The 15440-nt window shown below is 43.9% G+C and carries 12 protein-coding genes; 9 read left to right on the top strand and 3 right to left on the bottom strand.

All coding sequences use genetic code 11. The features are described from left to right. From BLR76_RS09030 to hslU, 6 genes are all read left to right on the top strand, one after another. The coding region (locus BLR76_RS09030) for a zinc ribbon domain-containing protein (protein WP_143009226.1) at positions 1-179 on the top strand (179 nt) is incomplete at its 5' end. 224 nt (positions 180-403) lie between these two features. After that, complete coding sequence (gene dprA / locus BLR76_RS09025; RefSeq protein WP_091268309.1) at positions 404-1276, top strand: DNA-processing protein DprA; 873 nt, start codon at positions 404-406, stop codon at positions 1274-1276. 152 nt (positions 1277-1428) lie between these two features. Next, positions 1429-3498 (top strand): type I DNA topoisomerase, encoded by a 2070-nt coding sequence (topA, locus tag BLR76_RS09020; RefSeq protein WP_091268307.1) that lies wholly within the window; start codon positions 1429-1431, stop codon positions 3496-3498. Between the two features lie 196 nt (positions 3499-3694). Beyond that, positions 3695-4591, top strand: a complete 897-nt coding sequence (gene xerC, locus BLR76_RS09015; RefSeq protein WP_091268305.1) for a tyrosine recombinase XerC — start codon at positions 3695-3697, stop codon at positions 4589-4591. Positions 4592-4740: 149 nt separating this feature from the next. Continuing rightward, on the top strand, positions 4741-5280 hold the full coding sequence (hslV, locus tag BLR76_RS09010) for an ATP-dependent protease subunit HslV (protein WP_091268314.1): 540 nt from the start codon (positions 4741-4743) through the stop codon (positions 5278-5280). Positions 5281-5293: 13 nt separating this feature from the next. Continuing rightward, positions 5294-6718: an ATP-dependent protease ATPase subunit HslU gene (hslU, locus tag BLR76_RS09005; protein ID WP_091268304.1), complete on the top strand. Its 1425-nt coding sequence runs from the start codon at positions 5294-5296 to the stop codon at positions 6716-6718. A gap of 647 nt (positions 6719-7365) precedes the next feature. Here hslU and plsY read toward each other — a convergent pair. After that, positions 7366-7977 carry a glycerol-3-phosphate 1-O-acyltransferase PlsY gene (gene plsY / locus BLR76_RS09000; protein WP_091268303.1) on the bottom strand — a complete coding sequence of 204 codons (612 nt, stop codon included), beginning with the start codon at positions 7975-7977 and terminating at the stop codon, positions 7366-7368. Positions 7978-8231: 254 nt separating this feature from the next. Here plsY and tnpB point away from each other — a divergent pair, with 254 nt between their 5' ends. The 3 genes from tnpB (at position 8232) to parC (ending at position 14162) form a co-directional block, all read left to right on the top strand. Continuing rightward, entirely contained in the window at positions 8232-9374 is a 1143-nt protein-coding gene (gene tnpB, locus BLR76_RS08995; protein WP_091268301.1) for an IS200/IS605 family element RNA-guided endonuclease TnpB, read from the top strand. Between the two features lie 316 nt (positions 9375-9690). Continuing rightward, positions 9691-11664, top strand: coding sequence for a DNA topoisomerase IV subunit B (gene parE, locus BLR76_RS08990; RefSeq protein WP_281241343.1), 1974 nt, complete (start codon positions 9691-9693; stop codon positions 11662-11664). Positions 11665-11678: 14 nt separating this feature from the next. After that, the gene (gene parC / locus BLR76_RS08985; RefSeq protein ID WP_425425715.1) at positions 11679-14162 is read left to right on the top strand and encodes a DNA topoisomerase IV subunit A; all 2484 of its coding nucleotides are present in this window, start codon (positions 11679-11681) and stop codon (positions 14160-14162) included. A 149-nt stretch (positions 14163-14311) separates the two neighbouring features. Here parC and BLR76_RS08980 read toward each other — a convergent pair whose 3' ends face one another. Continuing rightward, positions 14312-14494: a TrkA C-terminal domain-containing protein gene (locus BLR76_RS08980; RefSeq protein ID WP_091268300.1), complete on the bottom strand. Its 183-nt coding sequence runs from the start codon at positions 14492-14494 to the stop codon at positions 14312-14314. Positions 14495-14508: 14 nt separating this feature from the next. Next, on the bottom strand, positions 14509-14592 hold the full coding sequence (locus tag BLR76_RS12480) for an ion channel (RefSeq protein WP_425425716.1): 84 nt from the start codon (positions 14590-14592) through the stop codon (positions 14509-14511). Between the last annotated feature and the right edge of the window lie 848 nt (positions 14593-15440).

Here is a 15440-nt window from a genome sequence, read left to right as displayed (position 1 = left end):
AAGGACGGACACTTATCAAAGCAGACCGATTCTATCCGTCTAGTCAGGTTTGTTCGAGTTGCGGACACCGAGACGGCAAGAAGCCGCTCAATATCCGGGAGTGGGACTGCCCGACATGCGGGGAATACCTTGACAGAGATATCAATGCCAGCAAAAACCTCTTGGCATTGGCCAAGTAAAAGAAAATCAATGAGGCAGGGACTGCTTTTTGAGCCTACCCCTATCCGATTCCTCTGTCTGTATGAAGTCTGTGCAGACAAGAATGGAGTTCGTAGGAAGCCCCCACTTCAAAATCCAAAGGATTTAAGTGGTGGGTAGTTCACTTTATTCCAACTTTTTTCATGAGTTTTTATCTATTTCATCAATGAGATAGATAGAAACTTTTTTTATTGGAGGAAGATAAATGATAATTGATCCGAAAGACCGTCTGTTATTCAGTCTGGCACATTGCCCATTTCTCACCTTGTCAGAGAAATGGCAGCTGGCAGCTGAAAGGATACCGGAACTGAATAAATTTGAATGGGTAGGGAAGAAAAGACGGACGGTGTCAGAGAACAAACGAGCTTCATTTTTGCGTTATGCCAGGGATTTGCCTATAATGCAACTAAATGACCGCTATAAAGCCTCATCGGTTTATTTACTCTCTATACTATCATCCGACTATCCCTATAATCTAAAAGAGATCTTTGACCCGCCACTTGTCCTTTTCTGTAAAGGGGACAGATCACTCCTATCCGGTAGATTACTTGGAATAGTAGGAGCTAGAGACAGTACGGCTTATGCTTCAAGAGTTCTCGAGATACTGATTCCCGACTTAAGCAAGGCAGGAATCACTGTCGTCAGTGGCCTCGCAAAAGGTGTGGACGTTGCTGCACACAGTTTGACTATGACAGCCAACGGAAAAACGGTCGGCGTTGTGGGAACAGGTCTGGATCGCGCTTATCCTGCAAATAACCGGACAGTACAGAATAAGATGGGAGAAGAGCAGCTGGTGATCAGTGAGTATCCGTTCGGCACGCCTCCAAGGAAATACCATTTTCCGGCACGTAACCGTATTATCGCCGGGCTCTCCAGAGGAATTCTCGTAGTTGAAGCGAAAAGTAGAAGTGGTAGTCTGATCACTGCACGACTGGCCCTTGAAGAGGGAAGGGATGTGTTTGCAGTGCCCGGATCTGTACTGAGTGAGCTGTCTGTCGGATGCAATGAGCTGATCAGAAGTGGTGCTATTTCCTGTCTGAAAAGTTCAGATATTTTAGAAGAGTGGGACACCTATTAGTGAAAAAAATTACAATTTTTAATATTCTAAGTTGACAAATCCATTTAAGATGACATATGATGGTAAACGATTCTTTGATTGTGAAGACACTAAGTCGTGCAGTTACTTGAATACCTTGTAAAAATGGAACACAAAAGGGAGGAGCCATCAGTATGGCTTTCAAATATCTGGTGATCGTCGAATCACCTGCTAAAGCTAAAACTATAGAAAAATATTTAGGACGAAATTATAAAGTCGTTGCCAGTCTAGGGCATGTACGCGATCTGCCGAAAAGTCGGATGGGTGTCGATTTCGAGAATGACTACCAGCCGGACTACATCACGATTCGCGGAAAAGGACCGGTCATCAAGGAACTGAAGAAGCACGCTAAAAAAGCGGAAAAAGTCTTTCTCGCAGCCGACCCGGACCGCGAAGGTGAAGCGATTGCCTGGCATCTGAGTTTTCTGCTGGACTTGAATAATGAAGAGGAAAATAGAGTGGTATTTAACGAGATCACTAAAGATGCCGTGAAGAATGCTCTGAAGAACCCGCGTCATCTGGATGAAAACCTGATTGACGCTCAACAGGCCAGACGTGTCCTTGACCGGATCGTAGGATACCACATCAGCCCTCTTCTATGGAAGAAAGTCAAACGTGGACTGAGTGCCGGGCGTGTCCAGTCGGTTGCTCTGAAAATGATCTGTGACCGTGAAAAGGAAATTAAAGATTTCAAACCTGAAGAGTACTGGTCTCTGGAAGCCAATTTTTTGAAGAAAAGAAGTAAATTCAAGGCCAATTACTACGGCTTGAATGGTAAAAAAGCAGAACTGCCGAATAATGAGGCAGTCCAAGCTGTACTTGAAAAATTAGACCAGTCCGGTGAGTTCGACGTCAAAAAAGTCGTCAGAAAAGAACGCCGACGTAACCCACATCCTGCTTTTACAACCAGTAGTCTCCAGCAGGAAGCTGCCGGCAAGATCAATTTTAGGACTCGTAAAACGATGATGGTCGCCCAGCAGCTGTATGAAGGAATCTCTTTAGGGAGAGGCGGAGCTGTCGGTCTGATCACATATATGCGTACAGATTCAACTCGTCTGTCAGAAACAGCAAAAGCTGAAGCCAATGAACTGATCGTCAGTGAGTTCGGAGAAGAATATGCGGCGTCCAAGCCGAAAAAACAGCAGAATAAAAGTGGGGCTCAGGATGCGCACGAAGCGATCCGTCCAACTAGTGCCTCAAGAAAACCTGAAGACATCAAGCAGTATTTAAGTAAAGACCAGTATAAGCTGTATCAGCTGATCTGGTCCAGATTTATTGCCAGTCAGATGAAACCTGCTGTTTACGATACGATGCGTGTCGATATCGAGCAAAATGACGTCATGTTCCGTGCGAATGGATCAAAAGTGAAATTCAAAGGGTATCAGATGGTCTACTCTGAGAGCAAGAAAGAAAAAGACAACATGCTGCCGGAACTGGAGGAAGGCGATTCAGTTAAACTGGACTCTCTGGAGCCGAATCAACACTTCACTCAGCCGCCTGCACGCTACAGTGAAGCGACACTGATCAAGACCCTGGAAGAAAACGGAGTGGGCAGACCGTCCACCTATGCACCGACACTTGAAACGATTCAGCGCAGATATTATGTCACGTTGAAGAACAAACGATTCGAACCGACTGAGTTAGGCGATATTGTCAATCAGATCATCGGAGAATTTTTCCCTAATATTGTCGACGTGAACTTTACAGCAGATATGGAAAAAGATCTTGATGCCATCGAGGAAGGGAAAAAGGAATGGATTGAAGTCATTGATCAGTTCTATCGTCCGTTTAAAGAAGAAGTCACTCGTGCAGAAAAAGAGCTGGAAGAAGTTGAAATCGAAGATGAGCCAGCCGGGTTTGACTGCGAAAAATGCGGCTCACCTATGGTCATAAAAATGGGACGATACGGCAAGTTCTATGCCTGCTCGAATTTCCCTGACTGCCGTAACACGAAACCGATTGTGAAAAAACTCGGTGTGACTTGTCCGAAGTGTAAAAAAGGTGAAGTAGTTGAACGTAAATCCAAGAAGAGCCGAATTTTCTATGGCTGCGAACACTACCCTGATTGTGACTTCACGTCATGGGATAAACCCATCGGTCGTGACTGTCCGAAATGTGACCACTATCTTGTTGAAAAGAACACCAAGAAGCAAAGTCAGGTCAAATGTTCAAATTGTGATTACGAAGAAGCGCCGCAGAAATAAATAGATAAACTCACCTATTTAAGGCCGTTCAGATCTGATATCAGATCCTGGGCGGTCTTTTTATCAATTAAATATGCTTATTTACAGTAATTATCTGACGTATGGGAGGGACATCTGAATCTAAACAAAGGCGTTAGAGCTTCATGCGCATTGGCCCACAATGTGTTAAAATAGGTAGAGAGGAGGGTGAAGAGACATGACAAAAAAATGGCTGAATCTGTTTTCAGATTACTTGAACAATGAAAGACACTATTCGGAACATACTAATCAGGCTTATATCGATGACATTAAAGCATTTACTGTGTTCCTAAGTGAAACAGGTGAAGCGGACCTTCTAGCTGTAGAACTGTCGGATGCCCGGATTTATTTGAGCTACCTGACAGACAGAAAATACTCGAGAGCTTCCATTTCACGTAAGATCTCCAGTCTTCGCGCATTTTATCAGTTTCTTTTAAATAACGAAATTGTCAGTGACAATCCCTTCTCATATCTACACGTGAAGAAAAGGGGATCCAGACTGCCGACCTTTTTCTATGAGAAGGAAATGGATGCGCTGTTCAAGGCTGCAGAAGGAGATACACCACTTGACTACAGGAATCAGGCGCTTCTGGAACTGCTGTATGGAACGGGGATTCGTGTCAGTGAATGTCAGGGGATTCAAGTAGATGACGTGGACTTCACCATGGGCATGCTCTTTGTTAAAGGAAAAGGAAACAGAGAACGCTATATCCCATTTGGACATTATGCCGGTGAAGCAATGAAAGCCTATCTGGTCAGTGGACGTGAGGTACTGATGACCCGGTACAATAAAACACATGATCATCTTTTCGTCAATCATCATGGTGAGCCGATTACACAAAACGGGATTCATTTTGTCCTGACCCAGCTGATTAAGGAAAGCAGTCTGACGAACAAAATTTCCCCTCACATGCTGAGGCATACCTTTGCTACTCATCTGCTCAACAATGGAGCGGATATTCGAACTGTACAGGAGCTTCTGGGGCATAAAAGTCTGTCGTCTACTCAAGTGTATACGCATGTAACGACTGAACACCTGCAGAAAGATTACAATGCCTTCCATCCTAGAGCCTGATGAATCATTCTTATAAAGTGCCTTACCTAATCAGACAGGTTAGACCTTTCAGCATCTTGCTCTTTACAATGGAAAGAAAAGGTTATACATTGGTTAGTGGAACGACGAGAAATCAAAAAGTAAAGAAAGATAAATACGGAGGTTTGAACATGACACAATTTCATGCAACAACGATTCTTGCAATCCAGCATAATGGTGAATGCGCAATGGCTGGAGATGGTCAAGTCACAATGGGTGAACAAGTTGTGATGAAAGGCAAAGCACGTAAAGTTCGAAAAATTTATAACAACGAAGTTCTCGTTGGATTTGCAGGCAGTGTGGCAGATGCCTTTACTCTTGAAGAAAAGTTCGAGGGCTATCTGAATCAGTATAATGGTCACCTGATGCGTGCTGCTGTTGAACTGGCACAGGAGTGGCGTACCGACAAGATGATGAAGAATCTTGAAGCTCTTCTTATTGTCATGAACAAAGAACAGATGCTGCTTATTTCAGGTAATGGAGAAGTAATCCAGCCTGACGATGGCATTCTAGGAATTGGTTCAGGAGGGAACTTTGCCCTTTCAGCTGCTCGTGCACTGAAAAAATACGGTGATGGTCTGTCTGCTGAAACGATTGCCAAAGACAGCCTGACAATTGCAGCAGATATCTGCGTTTATACCAACCATAATATCGTAACGGAAAAACTGTAAGGAGACGGACAATATGAGAACAAGAAAAGATTTAACCCCTAGAGAAATCGTAAGTCGCCTGGATGAATACATCGTCGGACAGAATGATGCTAAAAAAGCCGTAGCTGTTGCCCTGCGTAATCGCTACCGTCGCCTGAAGCTGGATGACGACATGCAGAAAGAAATCACCCCTAAAAATATTCTGATGATCGGTGCTACCGGTATAGGTAAAACTGAAATTGCCAGACGTCTGGCTGCGATTGTGGATGCACCGTTTATCAAAGTTGAAGCGACTAAGTTTACAGAAGTGGGTTATATCGGCCGCGACGTCGAATCCATGGTTCGCGACCTGACTGAATCTGCCGTTCAGCTTGTCAAAGAGGAATACCGCAAGAATGTTAAAGGACGTGCTGAAAAAAGAGCAATTGACCGTGTTGCTAAAGTATTGGCACCGGGCATCAAGAAAGAAAAGAGTGCGTATGACAATAATCCTCTTGCCGGCATGTTCAGAGGTATGGGCATGGACCCTAACCAGTTTCCTCATAACCAGGAAGACGAAGAGGAGACCGTCACTTCAGAAATCTCTTCCAAACGTGATGAACTGAAGGAACAGATTTCTAGAGGAATGCTGGATAGCCGTGAAGTAGAGATCAAGATCGAAGAAAAGAAAAAAACGCCTAACAATCCAATGAGTGCACCGATGGAATCCATGGGAATCGACTTGTCTGAGGCATTTGGAGCACTTACACCAACGAAGAAAGTCAAGCGTAAGGTTACAGTGAAGGAAGCAGTGAAGATCTTCACTGAAGAAGAAGCGGACAAGCTGATCAATCAGGAAGACATTAATGCAGACGCGGTTCACCTGACAGAAAACAGCGGCATCATCTTTATTGATGAGATCGACAAAATTACGTCCAAAGGTCAGCAGAACAGTGGCCAGGTATCTAGAGAAGGCGTACAGCGAGATATCCTTCCAATCGTTGAAGGATCAAGTGTCCGTACAAAATATGGAACAGTTAACACTGACCATATCCTCTTCATCGGTTCTGGAGCTTTCCATCTGTCCAAGCCAAGCGACTTGATTCCTGAACTGCAGGGACGTTTCCCGATCCGTGTCGAGCTGAACGATCTGACTAATGAAGATTTCGTCAAGATCCTGACCGAGCCTCAGAATGCACTGATCAAGCAGTACCGTCAACTGTTAGGTACAGAGAATATCGATGTGGTGTTTACAATGGATGCGATTGAAAAGATCGCCGATATTGCCTTTGAAGTGAACGAATCAACAGACAATATCGGAGCACGCCGCCTGCATACGATTCTGGAACGCCTGCTTGAAGACCTCCTGTTCGAATCACCGGACATGAGCATGGGTGAAGTCAAGATCACTGAGAAATATGTAGAAGATAAAATCGGCCATATCGTCGAGAACAAGGATCTAAGCCGTTATATCCTATAACAAGTCGATTAATCGCTTCTATAAGGGTAAGTAGTGAGAAAAAAGCATTGAAGCTGTTCGGAAAGTCCGGCAGCTTCAATGCTTTTTTTCAGTTAATTATTATCTTATGAAGATTAATCGTGTCTTAGTGATCGTTTAACAGGTAATCTCCTTGCTGAACTACAATTAGAGCGGACCCTAACTGAATCTCCGAATCCTATTAACCGACTGAACTATAACGAGAAGATGTTTAACAGCATCTTAGGTTGATTATTTAATCAAATCTCCAACTAGAAGGCCTCTAATAGCAATTTAATTCGTCTGACACCTTTAAACTATAACTAGAAGAGGTCCAGTGATAGTTTACTGCCGGTCAGCCAGTCTTAAGTATAAGTATACCGGTTCTAACGGCATGAGTCCCAGTTCAAGCCATCCGCTACTGTAGCTAGCCGAGCATCGATAGAATCTTTAGACTAATTGACAATCCATCGATCATCTCCAGTCAAGAACAGAGATCTTGAATCTAATAATGAAACGATTCGCCGAGCGAATCGCACATCTTCTGAAAAACTTAAACAGCTCAAAAAAGAAAACCGGTCAGAGGGATTTCACCTGTCTGACCGGTTTAGTATATAGGCTGCATGTCCTAGCTTACGAACACTGGCGTCCTAATTGTTTTTAGATTTTTTTGAACCGTTACGACCGAACGGCACACGGTTTTCTTCGCCTTTTCTGATGCGTTCAATATTTGAGCGGTGTCTGACTACGATAATAACCATGGCTACCCAGACGATTACTGCAAAAATCCAGTCTCCGATAAACAGTGAAGCCGCTGCAGCAACCACTAAGGTGATGATGCTCGCCAGGCTGACCATGCTGGAAAGGTACAGTATACCTGCCCACAAGCCAATTAGGATCACTACAAACAATGGCTGAGCGCCTAATGCGATACCGGCAGTCGTCGCTACGGCCTTGCCACCCTTGAATCCAGCAAAGATAGGGTAGACGTGACCAAGTACTGCAAAGATACCGGTGATCATTGGATGAAGTTCCAGCCCCAGCCAGACCGGTAAGAGAGCAGCTATCGTTCCTTTGGCGATATCAAGGATCATTACGATTGTCCCGGCTTTTACTCCAAGGACACGAAACGTATTTGTTGTTCCCATATTTCCGCTTCCGTGTTCACGGATGTCAATTTTAAAGAATAGCTTGCCGACCCATACACCTGACGGGATGGACCCCAGAAGATAGGCAATTACGATAATGAGTATGTTACTCAACTTATTTCCTCCTCATGTCCTGCACTAGAAATTATTTTACCATGTCCAGAGACCAATCAACAGAAGATTTTATTGTGTTGCGACAGAAGACATCCGCTTCTATAAGCGGGTGATGAATGACGCTTGAGCATGCTCAACTGTTTTTTTGTAAAAAACAGACCTCTTCCTGCAGTTACTCGTCACATAAAGAGATGTGTTCCCCTTGATTTAAAGCTCTCTTTAAGGTAATCTTAACTTAAAGAGGAGGGGAATGTATGTTCAGGTGTAAAGCCTATAAATATCGTCTCTACCCCAATGAAAAACAGAAAGCACACATACACAAAACAATCGGATCCGCTCGCTTTGTCTACAATCATTTTTTAAATGAATGGACGACGGCATACAAAGAAACCGGGAAGGGCTTATCGTACACTAAATGTTCCGCTGCTTTGACTCAACTAAAAAAACAGTCAAACACGTTGTGGCTTAAAGAACCGGATAGTATCGCCCTCCAGGCCGCTCTGGAACACTTGTCAGATGCCTTTGACGGGTTTTTCCAGAAGAAAAAAGGCTACCCTGCATTTAAACGGAAGACCCACGGCCGTCAATCGTATACAACAAAATGGACGAATGACAATATTGTGGTGTTAGGGAATAAAATCAAACTCCCTAAGTTAGGCTGGGTGCGCTTTGCCAAAAGTAAAGACGTCAAGGGCACCATTCAGCGTGCGATTATAAGCAAAACCCCGACGGGAAAGTACTTTGTTTCGGTTGTTTGTCAAGTTGAAATGATAGCGGAAACAAAATCGGGTGCGGCTATCGGCATTGATCTAGGGATCACTGATTTTGCGGTTCTGTCTACTGGAGTTAAAGAAGACAATCATCGCTTTACATCTAAAATGGAAGCCACTCTTAAAAGTGAACAGCGCAAACTCTCCCGTCGCTATGACCAGGCAAAGAAAGACGGCAAAGAGTTGACGGCTGCCAAGAATTATCAAAAGCAACGCCTTAAAGTCGCTGGACTTTACGAAAAAGTAGCGAATCAACGACAAGATTTCTTGAACAAGCTTAGTACAACGCTCATCAAAAACCACGATGTGATCTGTATTGAAGCCCTTGATATTCAAGGAATGAAAAAGAACCGGAAGTTAGCTAAGCAGATTTCAGACGTCTCTTGGTCTGCCTTTGTCGACAAGCTCACTTACAAAGCTGAATGGCATAACCGCTCTCTGATCAAAGTCAGTCAATGGTTTCCTTCCAGTCAGTTGTGTTCAGCATGCGGGCATATCGATGGAAAAAAACCTCTCATCATCAGAGAATGGCTGTGCCCGGCATGCGGCGTGCATCATGACCGAGATATCAATGCGAGCATCAACATTCTAAACGAAGGGCTTAAAACACTGATACAGCCTGTTTAACGTAACTAACCGTAGGGACTACGGGGTTAGCCTGGTAAATAAAAGCAACCGCTGATACTCTAGAAAAGGCGTATCAAGTCTACTTTGTTCCCAGGAATCTCCCACTTCTAAGCGTGAGCGAAAGTGGGTGTAGTTCAATGAAACAAGCTCAGTGAAGGAAGTTTGGACGTAACAGGAACAAATGTTTTTTACAAAAAATGCCTCAGGTATGGTAATATTAATAATGCTTGTACTTTTCCATTCGAAAAGTATAATGAGTCTGGAGCCACGCATGTTTTACCAGCAGTAAGCGAATGCATAAAGGAGACTGTAAGGAATGGCAATGAACAAATACGATGATAATGCAATTCAAGTACTGGAAGGCCTGGATGCGGTAAGAAAACGTCCGGGTATGTATATCGGGTCGACCGATTCAAGAGGGTTACATCATCTGGTCTATGAGATCGTTGATAATTCCGTTGATGAGGTCCTGGCCGGTTACGGGTCGGAGATCGACATCACTATTCATAAAGATAACAGCATAACCGTAAAAGACAACGGACGAGGTATGCCGACTGGGATGCATCAGTCTGGCGTTCCGTCTATCCAGGTCATCTTCACTGTCCTGCATGCTGGAGGAAAGTTCGGTCAGGATGGCGGTTACAAGACTTCAGGAGGCCTGCACGGCGTAGGTGCATCAGTCGTCAATGCACTGTCAGAATGGTTGACGGTCACTGTCAGTCGCGACGGATTTGAATACACTCAGCGTTTCGAAAATGGCGGCAAGCCGAAAGGTAAACTGACGAAAAAGAAAGCCGGCAAAAAAGAAACAGGAACGACTGTCCACTTTAAACCAGATCCTGCTATCTTTTCTACCACTGACTATTCGTTCAGCCTGTTGAGTGAACGGCTTAGAGAATCTGCCTTTCTGCTGAAAGGCATGACGATTTCAATCACAGATGAACGCAAAGATGCTCAGGAGACTTTTCATTATGAAGAAGGAATCAAAGAGTTCGTTCATTATTTAAATGAAGAAAAAGACACCTTGACGCCGATTGCCTACTTTGATGGCGAATACAACGGGATTGAAGTGGAATGTGCCTTTCAGTATAACGATGGCTATTCTGAGAACGTTCTTAGCTTTGTCAATAATGTCCGTACAAAGGATGGCGGAACCCATGAAATCGGTGCAAAATCAGCAATCACCAAGACTTTCAATGAGTATGCCAGACGAGTCGGTTTGCTGAAAGAAAAAGACAAGAATCTGGAAGGAACGGATGTCAGAGAAGGAATCGCTATCATTCTTTCTGTGCGTATTCCTGAGAATCTGCTTCAGTTCGAAGGGCAGACGAAGGGTAAACTGGGAACCACAGAAGCCCGTACCGCCTGCGATACAGTTATCTCTGAGCAGTTCAACTTCTATCTGGCTGAAAACGGCGAAATGAGCCAGCAGATCGTGCGTAAAGCCATTAAGGCTAGAGAGGCTAGGGAAGCCGCCAGAAAAGCCAAGGAAGACTCCAGAAACGGCAAAAAGCGCAAACGCAAAGAGACCCTACTGTCCGGGAAACTGACTCCTGCCCAAAGCAGAGACGCCAGCAAAAATGAACTTTATTTGGTTGAGGGAGACTCAGCGGGTGGTTCAGCCAAACAGGGACGGGACAGAAAGTTCCAGGCCATACTGCCACTTAGAGGGAAAGTCATCAATACTGAAAAAGCAAATATGCAGGACATTCTGAAGAACGAAGAAATCAGTACAATGATCTATACGATCGGCGCTGGTGTCGGTCCCGAATTCGATTTGAAGGACTGCAACTATGACAAGATCGTGATCATGACAGATGCTGATACGGACGGTGCCCACATTCAGGTGCTGCTTCTGACATTCTTCTATCGGTACATGAGACCACTGATCGAAGCAGGAAAAGTCTATCTTGCACTTCCTCCTCTTTACAAAGTATCTAAAGGTAAAGGGAAGAGTGAAGTTATCGAATATGCCTGGACTGATGAAGAACTGGACAAGCTGCTGAAGTCATTTGGCAAGAACTACATGATCCAGCGATATAAAGGACTGGGAGAAATGAATGCCGACCAGTTGTGGGAAACCACGATGGATCCCTCTACCCGAACGCTGATCAGAGTAACGATCGACGATCTCGCCCAGGCAGAACGCCGCGTGTCTGTTCTGATGGGGAATAAAGTCGATCCGAGAAGAAAATGGATCGAAGACAATGTCGAGTTTTCTCTGGAAGAAGAAGGAAGCATTCTCGAAACGAACGAGGTTATGGATGAACTCGAAAATCCAATCCAATAGCAAGAAAGGTTTGAATGACTGACATGACAAAAGATCGAGCAGAAGTACAAGAACTAACCTTGGAAGAGGTCATGGGTGACCGGTTCGGCCGGTACTCAAAATATATTATTCAGGAACGGGCCCTTCCGGATATCAGAGACGGACTTAAACCTGTTCAGAGACGTATCCTTTACGCCATGTTTTCTGAAGGCAACACTCAGGATAAAGGGTTCAGAAAATCTGCCAAGACTGTCGGTAACGTCATCGGTAACTTCCACCCGCACGGCGACAGCAGTGTATATGAAGCAATGGTAAGGATGAGTCAGGACTGGAAGATGAAGACGCCACTTATCGATATGCATGGGAACAACGGAAGCATGGATGGCGATCCGCCTGCAGCTATGCGTTACACGGAAGCGAGACTGTCTAAAATCGCCTCTGAACTGCTTAAGGATATCGATAAGGAAACGGTCGAACTGGTACTCAACTTCGATGATACGACGAACGAGCCAACTGTTCTTCCAGCTCGTTTTCCAAATCTCCTGGTTAATGGAGCAACAGGGATTTCTGCAGGTTACGCGACGGACATCCCGCCACATAATCTCAAAGAAGTGATCGATGCCTGCGTGTATCTGGTGTCTCATCCTAATGCATCAATAGATAAGTTGATGGACTTCATCAAAGGCCCTGATTTTCCGACTGGAGGCATTATTCAAGGTGTCAAGGGGCTTAAGTCTGCTTATAAGATTGGCAAGGGGAAAATAGCCGTCAGAAGCAAGACTGAAATCGAGTCTTTGAGAGGCGGAAAAGAACAAATCGTCATTACAGAGATCCCGTATGAAGTCAACAAAGCGACCCTTGTGCGTAAAATGGACGAGATACGTTTGAATAAAAAAATTGAAGGCATAGCTGACGTCAGAGATGAAACGGACCGTACTGGCCTGCGTATCGTAATCGAGCTGAAAAAAGATACACCAGCAGCGGGAATCCTGACTTATTTGTTCAAGAACACAGATCTTCAGGTCTCCTATAACTTGAATATGATTGCCATCAGTGACAGACGGCCTCAACAAGTTGGCATTAGAGAAATACTGAATGCCTATCTGAAGCATAAGCGTGATGTCATTATTAAACGTACGAAATTCCTGTTAAGCAAAGATAAGAAACGGGCCCACATCGTTGAAGGTCTGATCAAGGCTATTTCCATTCTAGACCAGGTGATCAAGACGATCCGTCAGAGTGCCAACAAAGCTGATGCCAAGGACAATATCATCAAAGCCTATGATTTTACTGCCATGCAGGCAGAGGCGATTGTCAGTCTGCAGCTTTACCGCCTGACTAATACAGATATCACACAGTTGCAGAAAGAGGCAGAAGAACTGAATACCCGGATCGATGAATACAATAAGATCCTGACTGACGAAAAGACACTGAACAACGTCATTCGAAAAGAATTGAAGGAAATCGGTAAGACTTATGCCCAGGACCGTAAAACAGTCATTGAAGAAGAAATTGAAGAATTAAAAGTAGAAAAAGAAGTGCTGATTGCTGAAGAAGAAGTGATAGTTTCTGTCACCAGAGATGGCTACCTTAAGAGAACCAGTCTGAGATCTTACGGGGCATCTACTCCCGAAGAAATTGGACTGAAAGAAGGAGACTACTCGCTCTTTACAGAGAAGATGTCGACGCTCGAGCAGGTTGTCCTGTTTACTTCCAGAGGGAACGTGATCAACCGACCAGTCCATGAAATTCCAGATATCAAATGGAAAGATCTCGGCCATCACATTTCTCAAAGCATAGCCCTGGAACCAAACGAGAAAATCATTGCAGCCTACGGACTGGATGACTTCAGCGACAAGCAGCGTTTCGTCTTTATCACCAAGGAAGGCTACATCAAGCAGACCTTAGTATCTGAATACGAACCAAAACGAACTTACCGCTCGCGGTCTGCTACAGCAGTCAAACTAAAATCAGCAACTGACGAATGTCTGTCCGTCTATTTAATTGACGATGACAATAAACTGGACGTCTTCCTGATTACTCACCTTGGATTCGGCTTACGTTATAATTTAACGGAAGTGTCTACAGTAGGTGCCGGAGCTAGTGGAGTAAAATCGATCAATTTGAAGAAAACTGATCATGTGGTAAACGGAATCGTGTTCAATCCTGAAGAAGGGAACAAGAGCATCATGCTGGTAACACATAGAGGTGCAGTCAAGAAAATGAATGCGAAAGATTTCGACCTGATTTCCAGAGCGAAGAGGGGACTGCTGGTTCTAAGAGAACTGAAGAACAAACCTCATCGAGTGTCTCTTGTAATCGATGTAGATGACGATCAGAATGAATGGACGATCGTGACGGACAAGAATACCAGACAGCTTCTCGTGCCGAAAGACTATTCCTACAGTGACCGTTACAGCAACGGATCCTTTATTTTTGATGAAGATTCTGACGGAACACCAGTGGACGCCTACAAGGCAAAAACAGTTGAAATCGAAAAAGATGAAAAAGATAGTTAAGTAATTTCTGCACGAAGTGAAATAAGGCTGGATACCAGCTATATCTTTGATTTTATGAACGACTACAAAAGACGAGCGGCCTTTCTATTGATGAGAAAAGCGGCTCGTCTTTTGTTTTGATAAAATCTACCAGTGGTCATTTAAAGTATTCAGTTTTCTACTAATTTCTTAAGCTTGTTCAGGTGAGCGTCTTCTCCTAAGACAATCAGTGTCTGACCTGGTTTGAGTAGATACTCTTTTGTCAGATTGAACAGGATTCCGTCCGTCGCATTGTCATTTTCCTTGACCGCAATGATGATCAGAGCTGTCTGTTCAGGGATATTGGCATCCATAAGCGTTTTATGACTCAGCCTTGAGCCGTCATAGGAGCGACTTCCTGAAAACCGACAGTGGACACCGTTATTACAGTCATATAGATGGCATCCATCAGACTGATATTCAGAAGAAGCCAGTAGCCGATCGTTCCAACGATAACAATAGCTATCAGAAGATAAAATATAAGAAATATCTGTTTGCGCTGCTGTAAGGGGGCAGCGCATTTCTATGGTCTTTTTATCATTTTAGCATGGATATCAGAGAGAACATAGTCGAGAGGTGAAGAATCATTCCTGCCAACATATCGTTCAGCAGTGAGTTGTGCAGTCTAGTTCTACTTTTACTTCTTAGAGGCATTCTCAAGCGGAAGTAAAAGTAGAAAGACTCTCTTTCTACATTGATCCATCAAATTAGACATAAAGTGAAGCTAGGAGACGTCTAGTTCTAGCTTATGATAAAGTATACTGCGGTAGTTTCCATTAGGAGAGGTCTAAGAGAAGGATATCAATCATGAAATAATACAAGCTACAAGTAGAAGGGGTCTAGTTGTAGCTTACTTACTTGACGACTAACTAAGATATAACTAAAAAGTCTTTACTTATATTTGAGATATCTGAATAAGCAAGAAACTGTCATTACCCCTCCTCGTATAATAAGTTTGTAGTTAAGAATTGTTCTTAACTTAGTTGATTGATTAACTGTTTGAAAGAATGGAGCTTTCTCCCCCATGGGGGAGAAAAATTTCAAAAAGTCGCTTTTGATGTTCCATTCACTTTAGTTCTTTGATCATTAAATATCTTGGTTATCGCTTGGTCATTCCGTGCTGTTTCTGTGTAAAATAGAACTAGATGGAAGATGGTTCTAAATGGGATGAAGCTTTCCCCTCCTTGTAGTTCGACTACTCATTAAGCATGCTTCCCGTCACAATGTTGAGACTATTTACTCATAAGCTGTATGGCTTGG

The organism is Alkalibacterium thalassium (assembly GCF_900101165.1).
Classification (GTDB): Bacteria; Bacillota; Bacilli; order Lactobacillales; family Carnobacteriaceae_A; genus Alkalibacterium; species Alkalibacterium indicireducens.
This window is presented reverse-complemented; position numbering and strand designations above follow the sequence as displayed.